Origin of the sequence: Streptomyces sp. NPDC005195 (genome assembly GCF_040608315.1) — a bacterium.
In the GTDB taxonomy this organism is placed as follows: domain Bacteria; phylum Actinomycetota; class Actinomycetes; order Streptomycetales; family Streptomycetaceae; genus Streptomyces; species Streptomyces kaempferi.
This window is the reverse complement of record NZ_JBEXHZ010000007.1, coordinates 86671-104091: the sequence shown is the minus strand read 5'-3', so window position 1 is coordinate 104091 and position 17421 is coordinate 86671. Positions and strand designations below refer to the sequence as shown.

Genomic DNA, 17421 nt, shown 5'->3' with positions numbered 1-17421 from the left:
ACCACCCCCCCCCTACCCACCACCACCCCCCCCCGCGCCACTGCCCCCCGCCCCCGCCCCCCCCCCACGCCTCGCACGGGGCACCGCTCCGCGGCTGTCGGCACGCACACCCCTTCCTCATCGGACTGAAAGTGGAGTGTCCTCTTCCATGAACGCTTCCCGTATCGCCGCCGCCGGCGCCGTCGCCGCCTCGGCCGTTCTCGCCCTGTCCGTCCCCGCCTTCGCGCACGTCAGCGTCCAGCCGGAAGGCCCGGCCGCCAAGGGCGGGTACGCCGTCGTCGACTTCAAGGTCCCCAACGAACGTGACGACTCCGCGACCACCAAGGTCGAGGTGAACCTCCCCACCGACCACCCGCTCGCGTCCGTCATGCCGCAGCCTCTCGACGGCTGGTCCGTGGAGGTCACCAAGAGCAAGCTGGCCAAGCCGCTCACGATGCACGGAGAGAAGATCTCCGAGGCCGTCTCCAAGGTGACCTGGACCGCCACCGGCAAGGGCATCGAGCCGGGCTTCTTCCAGAAGTTCCCGCTCTCCGTCGGCCAGCTGCCCGAGGACGCCGACGAGTTGGTGTTCAAGGCGATCCAGACGTACGACAACAAGGAGGTCGTGCGCTGGATCGAGCCGCAGAAGGAGGGTACGGAGGAGCCCGAGAACCCGGCTCCGGTCCTCGCGCTCTCCGCCACGTCCGCGGACGGCCACCACGGTTCGGCCGCCGAGGACGCCTCCGACACCTCCACCCCGGCCGCCAAGGACACCACCTCCGCCGCCTCACCCTCCGACACGGACACCACGGCCCGCGTCCTGGGCATCGTGGGCATCGTCGTCGGCGCTGCCGGCGTGGCGTACGGCGTTCTGGCCGGCCGCCGGCGCGTCGACGCCTGAGGCCCACAGCACCCCTCCGTCGTGCACCGGCAGGTCGTACGAGCCCGTCAACGGCTTCGTACGACCCCGGTGCACGCCGGAGCCCTCACATCTGGGACATTTTTCTATGCGCAAGAAGACGTATGCCGCCGCCGCCCTGTTCGCCGCCGCCGCACTGAGCCTTTCCGCCTGCGGCAGCGGTGACGACGGCAACAAGCCGATCGCCGACGTGTCCGCCGAGGCCGGCTCGGGCCGGGCCGCGACGGTCCTCGACCAGCCGTTCGAGAAGCCGGATCTCGTGCTCACCGACACCCACGGCAAGAAGTACGACCTGCTCGCGGAGACCAAGGGCCGCCCGACGCTGGTCTACTTCGGCTACACCCACTGCCCCGACGTCTGCCCCACGACGATGAGCAACCTCGCCGTCGCCCGGAAGCAGCTGCCCAAGGCCGAGCAGGACAAGCTCCGCGTCGTGTTCGTCACCACCGACCCGGGACGCGACACCCCCGCCGCGCTCGGCGAGTGGCTCAAGGGAATCGACCCGGCCTTCATCGGCCTGACCGGCGACTTCGCCACCGTCCAGGCCGGTGCCCGGGCCCTCGGCATCTCCGTCGAGCCGACCACGAAGGACAAGAACGGCAAGCTCGTCTCCGTGCACGGCACCCAGGTCATCGCGTTCTCACCGAAGACCGACGCGGGCTATGTGCTGTACAGCGAGGCCGCCACGGTCGACGACTACACCAAGGACCTCCCCAAGCTGATCAAGGGGGAGAACCCGTGAGGCGCCCCATCGGAGCCGCGGCGGTGACGGCCGCGGCACTGGCAATGGCACTGGCGGGCTGCGGCTCGGACGACTCTGCGTCCTCCGCGTCCTCCAAGCCCGAACTGAAGGTCACCGGGGTCTACATGCCCGCCCCCGTGACGGACACCATGGCGGCAGGATTCTTCACCGTCACCAACTCCGGCGGCACCGACACGCTCACCTCGGTCAGCAGCGATCTCTCCGCCGACGTCACGCTGCACTCCACCAAGGGCGGCGCGATGGAGGAGGAGAAGTCGTTCGCCATACCCGCGGACGGCACACTCGCCTTCGCGAGCGGCGGCAACCACCTCATGTTCGAAAAGCTCACCCACAGACCCCGGGAGGGCGAGAAGGTGTCGCTGACGCTCCACTTCACCAGGACCGGCACGGTGAAGGTCTCCATGCCCGTGAAGTCCGCGACGTACAACCCGACGACCGGGCACTGAGGGAGGGATCACCGTGACGCAGACCACCGTTCCCCGCCGTGCCGTCGTCCGTGGCTCGGTCCGCGGCGCCGGCACCGCCGCTTTCCGCATACGGACACTGCTGCTGCTGTTCCTCGCCGTCACCGGCGCGGTCCTCGCAGGCGCCGCCCCGGTCTCCGCGCACGCCGCGCTGACCGGAAGCAACCCGCAGCAGGGAGCGGTGGTCACGCAGACACCCGACCAGGTCTCGCTCACCTTCTCCGAGAAGGTGGCGATGTCCGACGGCGCCGTGCGCGTGCTCGACCCCAAGGGCAAGCGCGTCGACACCGGCAGGGCGTTCGAGACGGGCGGCACCACGTACGGCGTGAAGCTGCACGCGGGACTGCCCGACGGGACGTTCACCGTCACCTACCAGGTGGTCTCGGCCGACAGCCATCCCGTGTCGGGCGCGTTCACCTTCTCCATCGGCGCACCCTCGCGGACCTCCGTGGCCCTGTCCGACACGGCGGTCGGCGGCGGAGTCGTCGGAACGCTCTACGGCATCGGACGTTATGTCTCGTACGCCGGTTTCATCCTTCTGGTCGGCGGCGCGGCCTTCGTACTCGCCTGCTGGCAGCGGGGCGCCGGGGTCCGCGCGGTCCAGCGGCTCGTGATCTCCGGGTGGCTCGCGCTGACCGGTGCCACGCTCGCGCTGCTGCTCCTGCGCGGCTCCTACGTCGGCTCCGGCAGGATCGGCGACATCTTCGACCTGTCGCTGCTCGCCGAAGTGCTGCAGACGAAGTCGGGCGCGGCGCTGGTCTCCCGACTGCTGCTGCTCGCCGCGGCGGCGCTCTTCATCGCGGTGCTCTTCGGCGCGTACGCGCGGCGGGACGACGAGGCCGAAGGCATCGGCACAGACATCGACGCGGGCATCGACGACACAGCCCAGGACGCCACGGGTGACACGTCCGACGAGGACCGGGTCTCCGTCGGCGGCAGCGCGGACGACGGCGCGGGGACCGACGGCGGCGCCGACACCGGCGATCGTGCCGACGGCGCGGGCCGTTCCGTGGGGGCCGGCCGCACCGAGGGTGTCGCGCGTGCCGAGGGTGTCGCGCGTGCCGAAAAGAGGGACCTCACCTTCGGGCTCGCGATCGGCGGCACCGTCGTCGCGGCGGGCCTGGCCGCGACCTGGGCGATGGCCGAGCACGCCTCGACCGGCATCCAGGCGGGACTCGCGATGCCCGTCGACGTCCTGCACCTGCTGGCGGTCGCCGTCTGGCTGGGCGGGCTGTCGACGCTGCTCGTGGCCCTGTTCAGGGCGCCCGCCGGGGAACAGATCGAGGCGGCGGCCGTACGCCGCTTCTCCCGTGTCGCGTTCGGCGGCGTGAGCGTGCTGGCCGCGACCGGCGTCTACCAGTCGTGGCGCCAGGTCGGATCCTGGTCGGCGCTCACCGGCACCTCGTACGGACAGCTGCTGCTCGTCAAGGTCGCGCTGGTGGCGGTACTCGTCGGCATCGCCTGGATCTCGCGGCGCTGGACGGCACAGCTGTCCGAGGCGCCGGCCGGGGTGGCACGGCTGGTGGAGCAGCGCACGGCGGAGAAGGAGCCCGCCGTGGTGGCCGCCGGCTCCGGGGACGCGCGGCGCGCCGCGCAACTCGCCCGGCAGCGGGCCGCCGTGGCCACCACACAGGAGAAGCGCGTCCGTGACGCCGACCCGGTCCGTACGGGCCTGCGCCGCTCGGTGCTCGCCGAGGCGGGCGTCGCCATCGTCCTGCTGGCGGTGACGACCGTGCTGACGTCCACCGAGCCGGGACGTACGGAGGAGGAAGCCAAGGGGGCCACCGCGGCCGCCTCCCAGCGGTCCGGTCCCCTTTCCCTGAAGCTCCCGTTCGACACCGGCGGGCAGGACGGCAAGGGCACCGTGGAGGTCACCCTCGACCCGGCCCGCGTCGGCGGCAACGAGATGCACGTCTTCGTGGTCCGGCCGAACGGCAAGGCCTTCGACGTCCCCGAGGTCAAGGTCGCCTTCACCCTGGAGGCGAAGAAGATCGGCCCGCTGCCCGTGACCCCCGATCGCATCGCCACCGGCCACTGGTCGGCGATCGGTGTGCAGATTCCCATGGCGGGCGACTGGAAGATCGCGGTGACCGTGCGCACCTCCGACATCGACCAGGCGACCGTGAACAAGAACGCGAAGATCGGCTGAACCACATCATGGCTGACCAGTCCAGGGCCTCTGCCGAGGAGGGCACCCCCGCCCGGCGGGACACCGCCGAGGAATCCCCTCACTCCCCTCCCCAGGGCGGAAAGGGTGCCTTCTCCCGGCGCCGGCTGCTCGGCACCGCCGGTGCCGGCGGTCTCGCGCTGGGCGCGGCAGGCGGCGCCGCCGGATACGCGGTGGCGCCCGCGGCCGACAAGTCCGCGCCCCTGACCTCGCTGGGCTCGGACACGGTGATGTTTCACGGGAAACATCAGCCCGGCATCACCACGCCGCTACAGGCCCGGGGCCATCTCGTCGCCTTCGACCTGGCCCCGGGCGCGGGCCGCAAGGAGGCCGCCGCGCTGTTGCGCCGCTGGTCGACGACGGCCCAGCGGCTGATGGCGGGCGAGGCGGCGGCGCACGACGACACGGATGTCGCCCGTGACGCCGGCCCGTCGTCCCTGACGGTCACCTTCGGCTTCGGCCACGGTTTCTTCGCGCGCACGGGTCTGGAGAAGCAGCGCCCGGTCGCCCTCGACCCGCTGCCCGACTTCTCCTCCGACCACCTCGACAAGACACGCAGCAACGGCGACCTGTGGGTGCAGATCGGTTCGGACGACGCCCTGGTCGCCTTCCACGCCCTGCGCGCGGTCCAGAAGGACGCGGGCGGCGCGGCCCGCGTGCGCTGGCAGATGAACGGCTTCAACCGCTCGCCCGGAGCCACCTCCCGGCCCATGACGGCCCGCAATCTGATGGGCCAGATCGACGGCACACGCAATCCGAAACCGTCCGAGCCCGACTTCGGCCGGCGCGTCTTCGTGCCCCCCTCCGGTGACCCGGCATGGATGGCCGACGGCTCGTACGCCGTCGTACGCCGGATCCGCATGCTCCTCGACGACTGGGAGAAGCTCTCCGTCGCAGCCCAGGAGAACGTCATCGGACGGAAGAAGGCGACCGGCGCGCCGCTGTCCGGCGGCTCCGAGACCACCGCGATGGACCTGGAGAAGACCGACACCGCCGGTGACCTGGCCGTCCCGATCAACGCGCACGCCCGCATCACCCGGCCCGACCAGAACGGTGGCGCCGCGCTGTTGCGCCGCCCGTTCTCCTTCCACGACGGCTTCGACCCGGACGGTGTGCCCGACGCGGGTCTGCTGTTCGTCTGCTGGCAGGCCGATCCGCTGCGCGGCTTCGTCCCGGTGCAGCGCAAGCTCGACCGCGGCGACGCCCTGTCCGCGTTCATCCGCCACGAGGCGAGCGGACTGTTCGCGGTGCCGGGCGGGGCGGCACCCGGGGAGTACGTGGGGCAGCGGCTGCTGGAGGGCTGAGGGGCCCCCTTCGGGTGCTGTTTCCGCAGCCGCGAGCCGGGTCGCACAAGGCCCATTAGGGTGAGGTCATGCCAGCCAGTTATGCGTATCTCGGTCCTGAAGGCACCTTCACCGAAGTCGCCCTGCGCACTCTCCCGGAGACCGCCACCCGCGAGCTCGTCCCGATGGTGTCGGTCCCCGCCGCGCTGGACGCGGTGCGCAACGGCGACGCGGAGGCCGCCTTCGTCCCGATCGAGAACTCGGTGGAGGGCGGCATCACCACGACCCTCGACGAGCTGGTCGCGGGCAGGCCCCTGATGATCTATCGCGAGGTGCTGCTGTCGATCACCTTCGCCCTGCTGGTCAGGCCCGGCACCAAGCTGTCGGAGATCAAGACGGTGACCGCGCACCCCGCCGCGCAGCCGCAGGTGCGCAACTGGCTGAGGAACAACCTGCCGAACGTCCTCTGGGAATCCGCGGCCTCGAACGCGGACGGCGCGCGTCTCGTGCAGGAGGGCCGTTACGACGCCGCCTTCGCGGGTGAGTTCGCGGCGGCCACATACGGCCTCGTGGCGCTGGAGACCGAGATCCACGACGCGGAGAACGCGCAGACGCGCTTCGTGCTGGTGGGCCGGCCGGCCCGGCCCGCGGCGCCGACCGGAGCGGACAAGACGTCGGTGGTCATCTGGCAGCGCGACGACCACCCGGGTGCCCTCCTCGAACTGCTCCAGGAGTTCGCGGTGCGCGGGGTCAACCTGATGCTGCTGCAGTCCCGGCCGACCGGGGAGGGCATCGGCAACTACTGCTTCGCCATCGACGCCGAGGGGCACATCTCGGACCGCCGGGTGGGCGAGGCACTCATGGGGCTCAAGCGGGTCTGTCCGGAGGTCCGGTTCCTCGGTTCGTACCCGCGTGCGGAAGTGGACCCCAAGGATGTGCGCGCGCCCCGGGCGGGCACGTCGGACAGCGAGTTCTCCGCCGCGTCGGACTGGCTGGCGCGCTGCCAGGACGGCCGGTTCTAAGCCGCTCGACAGGCCGTCGGCACGGCCTTTCCTGGCCAGTCCTACCTGCAGATTTTCGTCATCCACAGATGTTATCCACAGGTGCGCTTCTCGACCTGGGGACAAGTCGACAACGAAGTGCTACATCGTCGACAAATCGGTCTACAGGCCCTCACTTCGTCCACAGACCCACACGTCACCCCTCGTCCACTCTTTTCCCTTGATCAATCCTTTGGGGCGAAGCATTTCCACTCGAACGTGGGTGTAGAGGTGGTTTGACCCGGGAATTCCCCGCCCGGCTTGCGGCTTTCGGAACGATCAACTCCGCAGTCCACAGATCTTCCACACAGCCTGTGGATAACTTCGCGGGGAGTGGTTGCCTGTGGACAACCCCGTCTCAAATCCCGGCCCCCGCAAGGGAGTCAGGTCAACCGGCGCGCCGCCGTCTGCCCCGTTTCAGGGAGTAGAGTCCTTTTTATTGACGGCAATGGATGATCAAGGGATTCGGTCCGGCATTTCACTCATACCGTGACACACGTAACGGAGTGGAATATCGAGTCGATGGCCGGAAGCGCGCACCGGTAGCCTTACGGGGTGATTGACCTTCGCCTGCTCCGTGAGGACCCCGACCGTGTGCGTGCGTCGCAGCGCGCCCGTGGAGAGGACGTCGCGCTCGTCGACTCCCTCCTCTCCGCCGACGAACGGCGCAGGTCGTCCGGCGTCCGCTTCGACGAACTCCGTTCCGAGCAGAAGGCCCTCGGCAAGCTGATCCCCAAGGCCTCCGGCGACGAGAAGGCCGAGCTACTGAAGAAGGCCGGCGAACTCGCCGCCGCGGTCAAGGCCGCCGACGCCGAGCAGCACGAGACGGACGAGGAGACCAAGCGGCTCCTCCTCCAGCTCGGCAACCTGGTCCATCCGGACGTCCCGGTCGGCGGCGAGGAGGACTTCGTCGTCCTCGAGACGCACGGCACGATCCGTGACTTCGGCGCCGAGGGATTCGAGCCCAAGGACCACCTGGAGCTCGGCGAGGCGCTCGGCGCCATCGACGTGGAGCGGGGCGCCAAGGTGTCCGGCTCCCGCTTCTACTACCTGACGGGCGTCGGCGCCCTCCTGGAGCTCGCTCTCGTCAACGCGGCGATCGCGCAGGCCACCGAGGCCGGCTTCGTCCCGATGCTGACCCCCGCGCTGGTCCGCCCGCGCGCCATGGAGGGCACCGGCTTCCTCGGCCAGGCCGCGGAGAACGTGTACCACCTGGAGAAGGACGACTACTACCTGGTCGGCACCTCCGAGGTCCCGCTCGCGGCGTACCACATGGACGAGATCCTCGACGCCGACCAACTGCCCATGCGCTACGCCGGCTTCTCGCCGTGCTTCCGCCGCGAGGCCGGCACCTACGGCAAGGACACCCGCGGCATCTTCCGCGTGCACCAGTTCGACAAGGTCGAGATGTTCTCGTACGTGGCTCCCGAGGACGCGGAGAACGAGCACCAGCGGCTCCTGGAGTGGGAGAAGCAGTGGCTGACCGGCCTCGAACTGCCCTTCCAGGTGATCGACGTGGCCTCGGGCGACCTCGGCTCCTCCGCCTCCCGCAAGTTCGACTGCGAGGCGTGGATCCCGACCCAGGGCAAGTACCGCGAGCTGACCTCGGCCTCGAACTGCGACGGCTTCCAGGCCCGCCGCCTGTCCGTCCGTATGCGCGACGGCAAGAAGGTGCAGCCGCTCTCCACACTGAACGGCACCCTGTGCGCCGTACCGCGCACGATCGTGGCGATCCTGGAGAACCACCAGCTGCCCGACGGCTCCGTGCGGGTGCCCGAGGTACTGCGCCCCTACCTGGGCGGCCGTGAGGTCCTGGAGCCGATCTCCAAGTGACCGGCACCACCGGATCGACCGGGGCGGCCGGGGCGTTCCCCTACCGGCTCGTCGCGACCGACCTCGACGGGACGCTGTTGCGCTCCGACGGGACAGTCTCCGCGCGAACGCGCGAGGCGCTCGCCGCGGCCACCGCGGCGGGTGCGGCCCACATCGTCGTCACCGGGCGCGCGGTGCCCTGGACCCGGCACATCCTCGACGACCTCGGCTACGAGGGGCTCGCGGTGTGCGGCCAGGGGGCGCAGGTCTACCACGCGGGGGAGCACCGGCTGCTGACCTCGGTGACGCTGGACCGGCAGCTGGCCGGTCTGGCGGTCGCCAAGATCGAGGCGGAGGTCGGCCCGCTGCTGCTCGCGGCGAGTCGTGACGGGCTCGACGGAGACGTCCTGGTCGGCCCCGGCTACCGGACGCACGACGGTCCGCTCCCGGTCGTGCCGATCAAGGACGCGGCGGACCTCTGGGCGGCTCCCCTGAACAAGGTGTACGTCCAGCACCCGACGCTCTCCGACGACGCGCTCGCCGCGGTGGCCGCGCAGGTCGCCGGTGGTCTGGTCGGCGTCACGATGGCGGGCGCGGGCATCGTGGAGCTTCTCCCCCTCGGCCTCTCCAAGGCGACAGGGCTGTCCCTCGCCGCCCGGCGCCTGGGCGTGCGGGCCGCGGACACCATCGCCTTCGGCGACATGCCCAACGACATCCCGATGTTCGCCTGGGCGGCGCACGGAGTGGCGATGGCGGGCGCCCACGAGGAACTCAAGGCGGTCGCGGACGAGGTGACGTCCGCGAACGACGAGGACGGCATCGCGGTGGTGCTGGAACGGTTGCTGGGCTAGGCGGTCCGGGCCGGACATGTCGGACCCGGCCCGAAGGGCCCGCGGTTCGCAAGTCCGGTCACGGTGTCCGGCGGAGGATGCGCGGATCGAACGCGCGCGGGGTATTCAGCCCCGACCACGGCTTAGCAAGCCGGTGCCTTTCCACTCGGCCAATCCTCCGGGTGGGCGGCCCGCGCGAGATGCGCGCTCGAAGCGGCCGCCCCGGGCAGCCCCCCGTGCGGAGCGGGTTCGACGGAGGGGTGACTACTCCGGAACCCGCCGCGGGCTGCCCTGTCGGGAGCTCGACGAACTGCTCCTGATAGGCATCGTCGCGCTCCTCTCCCAGAATGTGGCGCCGGTCCGCTGTGGCGGCGTGGACACAACTACTGTGCCCGTACGCCGCTTTGGGCGCCACTGATTTAGGACCGTGCGGGGGCCGAGGTGGCGGCGGTCGAAGACCCCGGGCGAAAACCACGGGCGAAAACCACGGGCGAAAACCACGGGCGAAGCCGTGGCTACTTGCGGCGCCACCTGCGGCGGCGGGCCTTGCTGAAGAACCACCCCGCGGGCGGCTCGTCGGAGCGCCAGGGCTGTGGATCCGGTCCTCCGTCGCGCCAGCGGGCGGCGAGCATACGGGAGCGGGCGGACGGCTCGGCCGTCTCCGCGGACCGTATGAAGTCCTCGTCGAGTACGACGTCGTCCCAGAGGTCCCCGGCCCCCTGCTGTCGCTCACCCCGCCGCCCTTCGCCCCGCTCTCCCTCATCCTGCGGTTCCGCCATCCCCGTTCCTCCTGGCCGCGCGTCCCCTTTTGCCCAGTGTGCCCGGACAGAGGTGAAGTGGATGTCAAGAAAAACGGGGCTCCACGCGCGCGTGGAGCCCCGGCTCACTCCTCGCCGGCCAGTGTCAGCGACCGCAGCCGCTGTCCGGCGTACCAGGTGGCGAGAACGGTGACGGCGACCAGCAGCACCGTCGCCGTGGTCAGTCCCACGTCCGAGGTGACGAGGTCCCCGCCGGTGACCTTGTGGGCCACCGCGAGCGCCCACTGCTGGACGCTGAGCGTGCGCGCGCCGGACACCAGCGACCCGAAGAGGGCCTCCCAGACCAGCGCGTAGACGAGTCCGAAGACGACCGCGTGCCGGGTCACCGTCCCCAGCAGCAGGAACAGCGCCGCGTACGCGATCGAGGCGACCAGCGCGGCCACGGTGTAGGCGACGGCGATCTGCTGGCCGTTGCCGTTCAGGATCATGCCGGCGATGAAGGTCGGCACCGCCGAGAACGCCATGGTGACGGCGACCGCGACGATCAGCTTGGTGAAGATGATCGTCGGCCGCTTGAGGGGCTTGGCCAGCAGATACACCACCGAGCCGTCGTCGATCTCGGGCCCGATCGCGCCCGTTCCCGCGATGACGCCGATGATCGGGACCATGGTGGCCAGCGCGAACCCGCCGAGCAGGTCCGATGCCACCTGGTCGTCGGCTCCGGAGAAGCTGCGTACGGCCACCGAGATCACGATGAGCAGGGCGGGCAGCACGCAGAGGATGAGGGCCCGGCGGCGGCCGAGCAGGCCCCGGTAGGTGAGTCGGGCGACTGTGGGGTCGTACATGTTCGGCCTCCTACGCCGCGACGAGATACGAGAAGACGGACTCGAGGGACTCGTCGGACGGCGAGACCGTGAGCAGTCGGATGCCGTGTTCGCATGCGACGCGCGGCAGCAGGGTGGTGAACCGGCCGAAGTCGACCGCCTGGACACGCAGCGCGCCCTCGGCGAGGTCCACTTCGATGCCCGATGTCGACGGGTCGGCGATCAGCGCGGCGGCCAGCGTCCGGTCGTCGCTGGAGCGGACGAGGTAGCGGTGCGGGCGGTCGGTCATCAGCCGGCGGATGCGCCGGAAGTCACCGCTCGCCGCGTGCCGGCCGGCGACGATCACCTCGATGTGGGCGGCGAGCTGCTCGACCTCTTCGAGGATGTGGGACGAGAACAGCACCGTGCGGCCCTCGTCCCCCATGCGGCGCAGCAGGTCCATGAGCTGCATGCGCTGGCGTGGGTCCATGCCGTTGAAGGGTTCGTCGAGCAGCAGCAGGGACGGTTCGTGGACGAGGGCGGAGGCCATCTTCACGCGCTGCCGCATGCCCTTGGAGTACGTCGAGATCTTGCGGTCCTGCGCGTACTCCATCTCGACGGTGGCGAGGGCCCGCCCGGCGGCCTTCGCGCCGAGGCCGTGCAGTTCGGCGTTGGCGACGACGAACTCGCGGCCGGTGAGGAAGTCGTACATCGCCTCGCGCTCGGGGACGATGCCGATGTGCCGGTAGATGTCCTCGTTGCGCCAGACCTGTCGGCCGTCGAGGGTGACGGTGCCCGTGGAGGGGGCGAGGAAGCCGCCCATCATGTTGATGAGGGTGGACTTCCCGGCGCCGTTCGGGCCGAGCAGGCCGGTGACCCCGGGGCCGATCGTCATCGTGATGTCGTTGACCGCCACCACGTTGCCGAACCAGCGGGAGACGTGGTCGATGTTGAGCGTGGTCACAGCCCGACCTTTCGGTAGCGGCGCATCAGGAGGCCGTAGCAGCCGGCGATGAGGCCCAGGAGGACGACGAGGTAGACGACGCCTTGTCCGGACGAGGGGCCCTCCCCGCCGGGGAAGGCGGAGGTGGCGCCGAGGAAGGCCGTCTGCACCCCGTCGATGAGGGTGATCGGCGAGAAGAGACCGAGCCACGGGACCGCTCCCGTGCTGGACTGGTTGAAGGCGATCGCCTGGACGGTGGAGACCGCCCCGTAGGAGATGGTCAGGGCGGCGATGACGGCCGCGATGCCGAAGCCGCGGCGCGGAGTGATCGCCGAGATGACCAGGCCGATGCCGGCGAAGAGCACCGAGAGCAGCGCGACCGAGACGAGTCCCTGTCCGAAGCCCTTGGACTGGTCGGCGAAGTCGAGCTTCGCCAGCAGCGCCCCTACGTAGAGCACGATCAGCGGCGCGGCGGTGAGCACGAACAGCGCCGAGGCGAGCGCCGCGTACTTGGCGCGTACGTAGTCGACGGTTTCGATGGGGCGCGAGAAGTACAGCGGTACGGTCTTGAAGCGCAGGTCGCGCGAGACGGACTGCGGTCCCTGGGAGGCGACGTACAGGCCGATGACGGCCTGCATGATGATCGCGTAGCGGGTGTAGTCGACGGGCAGGTCCTTCGCCTTGGTGGCGACCGCGACCGCCACCATGATGAGTGCGGGCACGCACATCACCACGAAGAGCAGCATCGGCAGCACCTTGGACTTGACCGAGCGGCCGAGTCCGTAGGAGCCGCGCAGCGACTGCGAGTACAGGGAGCGGCGGGCGTACGCGCGGCCCAGGCGGGGGCCGTCGTAGTGGCGGTAGCCGATGTTGTGGATCCGGGTCTGCTCGCCGTTCTGGGCGAGGGGCTGCTCAACCGCCATGGCCGACCGCCTCCTTCCGCTGCTCGTCGCGCTCGGTGCCGCTGTCCTGGAAGACCTCGGCGATCTGGTGCCTGCGCTGCTCCATGCGGACCAGGCCGAGGCCGAGGTCGGCGACGACGTCGCGGACGAGGTCGTAGGTGTCCTCTCCCTCGGCGGTCAGCAGCAGGACGTGTCCCGCGCCCGGGAGCCCGCTGCCGTCGTGGGTCTCCACCCCGCGCTCCCGGAGCACCTCGCGCACCGCGCGGGTGCCGTCCGGGTGCTCGTCGGTGTCGGTGACCTCGATGGCGAGGGTCGTCGTGTTCTGGGTGAAGTCCGTGGTGGAGCTGGACCGCAGCAGCTTGCCGCCGTCGACGACCACGACGTGGTCGCAGGTGCGCTCCAGTTCGCCCAGCAGATGCGAGGTGACCAGGACCGAGATACCGAAGTCGGTGTGGATACGGCGGATCAGGCCGAGCATCTCGTCGCGGCCGACCGGGTCGAGGCCGTTGGTCGGCTCGTCGAGGAAGACCAGCTGCGGGTCATGGACGAGGGCCTGCGCGAGCTTGACGCGCTGCTTCATGCCCGTCGAGTAGCCACCGATGGGGCGGTAGCGCTCCTCGTAGAGGCCGACGTGGCGCAGGGTGTCCGCGGTGCGTTCGCGGGCGGCGGCGGGCGGAAGCCCGGACATGCGCGCCATGTGCACGACGAACTCGGTGGCCGAGACGTCGGGGGGCAGGCAGTCGTGCTCCGGCATGTACCCGACCCGCTCACGGATGGCGCCGCCCTCGGTGGCGACGTCCAGGCCGAGCACCCGGGCGCGGCCCTCGGTGGCGGGGGAGAGACCCAGGAGGATCTTGATCAGTGTGGACTTGCCGGCTCCGTTGGCTCCGACGAGTCCGGTCACACCGGGTCCGACGTCCACGGAGAGCCGGTCAAGAGCGGTCACCCGTGGGTACCGCTTGCTCAGGCTTTCGGTCGCGATCACAGTCACGTGGTCGAAGGTAGTGGCGCGCACCACAGGGGTCGTCAACCCGTGGAGCTGTATCGGCTCCCTCTCGGGTCGTACGAGCCCGTAAGGGTCCCCCTGAGGTCGAACAACCGGTGGGGGTGTTGTCCACATCAGGCCGGTCGTCCACAGGGGTCGGACGGTCCTATTGACCCAGCCTCTAACAACTGTCACATTCACCAGTGTCAAGTTACGGGCACGTACCGCAGTCGATGGGGACAAGGTGGGACGGTGGCATGACGACGGCAGTGGCGGGCGGACTCTCGGCGGAACTGCGGGGGTTCCGGAAGGTCCAGCGTCTCGCTTACGACTGCGCGGAAGCGGTCGCCGCGCAGCTGAGGCCGGGCGTGACCGAGCGCGAGGCGGCGCGCATGCAGCGCGACTGGCTGCGCGAGCGCGGAGTGCGTGACTGGTTCCATCTGCCCTTCGCCTGGTTCGGGGACCGCACGGCGTTCGTGGGCTTCCGCGTCCCGCTGCAGTTCTTCCCCACCGGCCGGCGTCTGGAGCCGGGGATGCCGTTCATCCTCGATCTGGCCCCGGTCCACGGGGGTTTCACGGCGGACATCGGATACTCCGGCTCGCTGGGTCTCAACCCCGTGCAGGACAGGCTGCTCGCCGACCTGGAGGCGCACCGCGAGCTGATCCTGCGCGAGGTCCGCGAGCGCAGACCGCTGCGCGAGATCTACCAGGACGTGGACCGGCTCATGGTCCGCCAGGGATACGCGAACCGGCACCGCGCGTACCCGTTCGGGGTGATCGCGCACAAGGTCGGCCGGGTGAAGGAGCGCTCTTGGTCGCCCCGGCTGTTCGGATTCGGCACGCAGTCCCTGAAGGGGCTCGCGGCCGACGCGCTCCACGGACACCGCGACGGCTGGTCGCCGCTGTGGTCGCCGTACCGGTTCTCCGACCATCCGCCACGGCCGGGGCTGTGGGCGGTCGAACCGCATCTCGGATTCCGGGGTACGGGTGCGAAGTTCGAGGAGATCCTGGTCGTCACCGACTCCAGGGATCCGGAACAGAGCGCCTTCTGGCTGGACGACGATCTGCCGCACGTGCGGCGCTGGGCGGAGGAGAAGTGAGTCTCGACGGAGCGCGCGAGCGCCGGGTGCGGACGGGCGGAATCGAGCTGTGCGTCGCCGAGCTGGGCGACCCGGCACAGCCCACGGTGGTGCTCGTGCACGGCTATCCGGACTCCAAGGAGGTGTGGTCCGAGGTCGCGTCGCGCCTCGCCGCCCGCTTTCACGTCGTGCTGTACGACGTCCGCGGACACGGCGCGTCGACGGCCCCGCGGCCGCTGCGGGGCGGGTTCACCCTGGAGAAGCTGACGGACGACTTCCTGGCGGTCGTGGACGCGGTCAGCCCGGACCGGCCGGTGCACCTGGTGGGGCACGACTGGGGTTCGGTGCAGTCCTGGGAGTTCGTCACGGTCGCGCGCACAGAGGGCCGGATCGCCTCCTTCACCTCGATGTCGGGGCCGTCCCTTGACCATTTCGGTCACTGGATCAAGCGGCGGGTCAGGCGCCCCACTCCGCGCGGGGTGGGCCAGCTCCTCGGCCAGGGCGCGAAGTCCTGGTACGTGTACCTGCTGCACACCCCCGCGCTGCCCGAGCTCGCCTGGCGCGGCCCCCTCGGCAGGCGGTGGCCGGAGATCCTGCGGCGGATCGAGCGGGTGCCCCCGGGCGACTACCCGACCCCGTCGCTGCCGACGGACGCGGCGCACGGCGCCTGGCTGTACCGCGACAACGTCCGGGCCCGGCTGGGCCGGCCGCGCCCGGACGCCTACGCGCATGTGCCGGTGCAGCTCATCACGCCGCTGGGGGACGCGTTCCTCTCCGAGCGGCTCTACGACGAGCTGGAGCGGTGGGCCCCGGAGCTGGTGCGCCGCACGCTCCCGGCCAAACACTGGATTCCGCGCACCCGGCCCGATCAGGTGGCCGCCTGGATCACGGAGTTCGTGCACACCAACGAGGACGGGGTGCCCGTCCGGGACACCGTGGCCACCGGCAGGTACGCGGAACGCTTCGGCGGGCAGCTGGTGCTGGTCACCGGTGCGGGCAGCGGCATCGGCCGGGCCACCGCGTTCGCGTTCGCCGAGGCCGGCGCACGCGTGGTGGCCGTCGACCGGGATGCCGAAAGCGCCGCGCGCACGGCCGAGATGTCCCGGCTGATCGGCTCCCCGGACGCCTGGGCCGAGACGGTCGACGTCTCGGACGAGCAGGCGATGGAGAAGCTCGCCGAAAAGGTCGCCGCGGAGTACGGCGTGGTGGACGTACTGGTGAACAACGCGGGGATCGGACTGTCGGGGTCCTTCTTCGACACGACCCCGGAGGACTGGAAGAAGGTCCTCGACGCCAACCTGTGGGGCGTCATCCACGGCTGCCGGCTCTTCGGGAAGCAGATGGCCGAGCGCGGCCAGGGCGGTCACATCGTCAACACCGCGTCGGCGGCGGCGTACCAGCCCTCGAAGGCACTGCCCGCCTACAGCACCTCCAAGGCGGCCGTCCTGATGCTCAGCGAGTGCCTGCGCGCGGAGCTGGCCGGGCAGGGCATCGGGGTCTCCGCGATCTGCCCCGGCTTCGTCAACACGAACATCACCTCGACCGCTCACTTCGCCGGGGTCGACGCCACGGAGGAGAAACGCCGGCAGAAGAGGGCGGCGCGGCTCTACGGACTGCGCAACTACCCGCCGGAGAAGGTGGCCGACGCGATCCTGCGGGCGGTGGTCCGCAACCAGGCGGTCGTTCCCGTCACCCCGGAGGCGCGCGGCGCCCGCCTGATGGCGCGGTTCACGCCGAGGGCGCTGCGCGCGGTCGCGCGAATGGAGCCGCCGCTGTGAGCGAGCAGCACCCGATCACCCCGCGCCGGGTCTCCTTCGACTGGGCGCGGACCCCGCTGCACTGGATACCGGACGAGCCGACCGCCACCCACGTCATCAACGTGCTGCACCTGCTGCTGCCGGCCGGGGAGCGGTGGTTCGTGAAGGTGCTCAAGGAGGGGCTGCCGCTGATCGGGGATCCCGAACTCCTGCGGGACGTGAAGGGGTTCATGGGGCAGGAGGCTACGCACAGCGTGCAGCACGCGTACGTCCTCGACCACCTGGCGGCCCAGCACCTCGACACGGGGGACTTCACCCGGCACGTCGACTTCCTCTTCGAGAAGGTGCTCGGTGAGCGCCCTCCCCTCGGCGTACCGCTGCCCGACCGGGAGTGGCTGCGCTTCCGGCTGTCGGTGGTCGCCGCGATCGAACAGTTCACGGCGGTGCTCGGTGACTGGGTGCTCACCGCCGAGGGCCTGGACCGTGCCGGGTCCGACGAGGTCATGCTCGACCTGCTGCGCTGGCACGGCGCGGAGGAGGTCGAGCACCGCGCGGTCGCCTTCGACATGTACCAGCACTGCGGCGGCGAGGGCCTGCCCCGGTATGCGCGCCGGGTCGCGGGCATGGCGGTCACGGCGCCGATGATGCTCTACCTCTGGGCATGGGGCGCGGCATATCTCGTGCGTCACGACCCCCGGCTCGCCGGGCACACGCGGTACTCGCTCGCGGCCCACAACAGGGCGGTGCGCAAGGGCCTGTTGCCCACCTGGAAGGAGCTCGGCGCGGCCGTACCGCGCTATCTGCGGCGGTCGTACCATCCCTCGCGGGAGGGCTCGCTGCGCGCTGCCGTCGAGTATCTGGCGCGATCGCCCGCGGCACGGGCGGCGGCGGGGGCGATCGGGCGCGCGGCCGTCTCGTAACGGCCGGGAAGGCCGGG

General features: G+C 70.6%; 16 protein-coding genes and 1 tRNA gene. 11 read left to right on the top strand and 6 right to left on the bottom strand.

All coding sequences use genetic code 11. From position 1 onward, the window contains the following. Window positions 1-148: 148 nt before the first annotated feature. The 8 genes from ABZV34_RS11015 to ABZV34_RS10980 all read left to right on the top strand — a co-directional run bounded on the left by ABZV34_RS11015 (window position 149) and on the right by ABZV34_RS10980 (window position 9278). Window positions 149-880, top strand: coding sequence for a YcnI family protein (locus ABZV34_RS11015; protein WP_356273475.1), 732 nt, complete (start codon window positions 149-151; stop codon window positions 878-880). A gap of 106 nt (window positions 881-986) precedes the next feature. Next, the gene (locus tag ABZV34_RS11010) at window positions 987-1640 is read left to right on the top strand and encodes an SCO family protein (protein WP_356273473.1); all 654 of its coding nucleotides are present in this window, start codon (window positions 987-989) and stop codon (window positions 1638-1640) included. After that, window positions 1637-2107: a copper chaperone PCu(A)C gene (locus ABZV34_RS11005; protein ID WP_356273471.1), complete on the top strand. Its 471-nt coding sequence runs from the start codon at window positions 1637-1639 to the stop codon at window positions 2105-2107. Before ABZV34_RS11010 ends, ABZV34_RS11005 begins: the two co-directional genes overlap by 4 nt. An 88-nt stretch (window positions 2108-2195) precedes the next feature. Further along, window positions 2196-4274 carry a copper resistance protein CopC gene (locus ABZV34_RS11000; protein ID WP_356273679.1) on the top strand — a complete coding sequence of 693 codons (2079 nt, stop codon included), beginning with the start codon at window positions 2196-2198 and terminating at the stop codon, window positions 4272-4274. 8 nt (window positions 4275-4282) lie between these two features. Next, window positions 4283-5596, top strand: coding sequence for an iron uptake transporter deferrochelatase/peroxidase subunit (efeB, locus tag ABZV34_RS10995; protein ID WP_356273469.1), 1314 nt, complete (start codon window positions 4283-4285; stop codon window positions 5594-5596). A gap of 68 nt (window positions 5597-5664) precedes the next feature. After that, complete coding sequence (gene pheA, locus ABZV34_RS10990; RefSeq protein ID WP_356273467.1) at window positions 5665-6597, top strand: prephenate dehydratase; 933 nt, start codon at window positions 5665-5667, stop codon at window positions 6595-6597. A gap of 573 nt (window positions 6598-7170) precedes the next feature. Further along, entirely contained in the window at window positions 7171-8448 is a 1278-nt protein-coding gene (gene serS, locus ABZV34_RS10985) for a serine--tRNA ligase (RefSeq protein ID WP_356273465.1), read from the top strand. Then, the gene (locus ABZV34_RS10980; RefSeq protein WP_356273463.1) at window positions 8445-9278 is read left to right on the top strand and encodes an HAD family hydrolase; all 834 of its coding nucleotides are present in this window, start codon (window positions 8445-8447) and stop codon (window positions 9276-9278) included. Before serS ends, ABZV34_RS10980 begins: the two co-directional genes overlap by 4 nt. A gap of 71 nt (window positions 9279-9349) precedes the next feature. Here ABZV34_RS10980 and ABZV34_RS10975 read toward each other — a convergent pair. The 6 genes from ABZV34_RS10975 to ABZV34_RS10950 all read right to left on the bottom strand — a co-directional run bounded on the left by ABZV34_RS10975 (window position 9350) and on the right by ABZV34_RS10950 (window position 13648). Next, a tRNA-Ser gene (locus tag ABZV34_RS10975) sits at window positions 9350-9437 on the bottom strand. A 335-nt stretch (window positions 9438-9772) separates the two neighbouring features. Continuing rightward, window positions 9773-10036, bottom strand: coding sequence for a hypothetical protein (locus ABZV34_RS10970; RefSeq protein WP_356273461.1), 264 nt, complete (start codon window positions 10034-10036; stop codon window positions 9773-9775). Window positions 10037-10140: 104 nt separating this feature from the next. Further along, the gene (locus ABZV34_RS10965; RefSeq protein WP_356273459.1) at window positions 10141-10860 is read right to left on the bottom strand and encodes an ABC transporter permease subunit; all 720 of its coding nucleotides are present in this window, start codon (window positions 10858-10860) and stop codon (window positions 10141-10143) included. A 10-nt stretch (window positions 10861-10870) separates the two neighbouring features. Then, complete coding sequence (locus ABZV34_RS10960; protein ID WP_356273457.1) at window positions 10871-11782, bottom strand: ABC transporter ATP-binding protein; 912 nt, start codon at window positions 11780-11782, stop codon at window positions 10871-10873. Then, the gene (locus tag ABZV34_RS10955; protein WP_356273455.1) at window positions 11779-12684 is read right to left on the bottom strand and encodes an ABC transporter permease; all 906 of its coding nucleotides are present in this window, start codon (window positions 12682-12684) and stop codon (window positions 11779-11781) included. The genes ABZV34_RS10960 and ABZV34_RS10955 overlap by 4 nt, the downstream gene beginning before the upstream one ends. Continuing rightward, window positions 12674-13648 carry an ABC transporter ATP-binding protein gene (locus ABZV34_RS10950; RefSeq protein ID WP_356273677.1) on the bottom strand — a complete coding sequence of 325 codons (975 nt, stop codon included), beginning with the start codon at window positions 13646-13648 and terminating at the stop codon, window positions 12674-12676. The genes ABZV34_RS10955 and ABZV34_RS10950 overlap by 11 nt, the downstream gene beginning before the upstream one ends. 257 nt (window positions 13649-13905) lie before the next feature. Here ABZV34_RS10950 and ABZV34_RS10945 point away from each other — a divergent pair, with 257 nt between their 5' ends. Genes ABZV34_RS10945 through ABZV34_RS10935 form a run of 3 tightly spaced genes read left to right on the top strand, consistent with a single transcriptional unit; the run spans window position 13906 to window position 17404 of the window. Then, window positions 13906-14748, top strand: a complete 843-nt coding sequence (locus tag ABZV34_RS10945; RefSeq protein ID WP_356273453.1) for a M24 family metallopeptidase — start codon at window positions 13906-13908, stop codon at window positions 14746-14748. Then, window positions 14745-16505 carry an SDR family oxidoreductase gene (locus tag ABZV34_RS10940; protein ID WP_356273451.1) on the top strand — a complete coding sequence of 587 codons (1761 nt, stop codon included), beginning with the start codon at window positions 14745-14747 and terminating at the stop codon, window positions 16503-16505. The genes ABZV34_RS10945 and ABZV34_RS10940 overlap by 4 nt, the downstream gene beginning before the upstream one ends. Continuing rightward, window positions 16502-17404 (top strand): metal-dependent hydrolase, encoded by a 903-nt coding sequence (locus tag ABZV34_RS10935; RefSeq protein WP_356273449.1) that lies wholly within the window; start codon window positions 16502-16504, stop codon window positions 17402-17404. Before ABZV34_RS10940 ends, ABZV34_RS10935 begins: the two co-directional genes overlap by 4 nt. Window positions 17405-17421: the final 17 nt, after the last annotated feature.